Here is a 221-nt window from a genome sequence, read left to right on the forward strand (position 1 = left end):
ATAGCGGAACGTCAAAAACGGAATATGGAGGTACGCACCAAACTCGCACACTTGCCTTACCGAAAAACGCTGGAGGATTTTGATTTTGCTTTCCAACCCAGCATTGACGAACGGTTGATTCGAGAGTTGGCTACGATGATTTTCGTAACCCGACACGAGAATGTCTTGTTCTTAGGGCCTCCCGGAGTAGGAAAAAGTCATCTGGCGGTGGCGTTGGCTGT

The 221-nt window shown here is 48.9% G+C and carries 1 protein-coding gene; it reads left to right on the top strand.

Going from position 1 to position 221, the window contains the following annotated elements:
* The coding region (locus FOI68_RS23140) for an ATP-binding protein (protein WP_185974043.1) at positions 1–221 on the top strand (221 nt) is incomplete at both ends.

This window comes from Brevibacillus sp. LEMMJ03 (genome assembly GCF_007197875.1).
Lineage (GTDB): Bacteria > Bacillota > Bacilli > Brevibacillales > Brevibacillaceae > Brevibacillus > Brevibacillus thermoruber.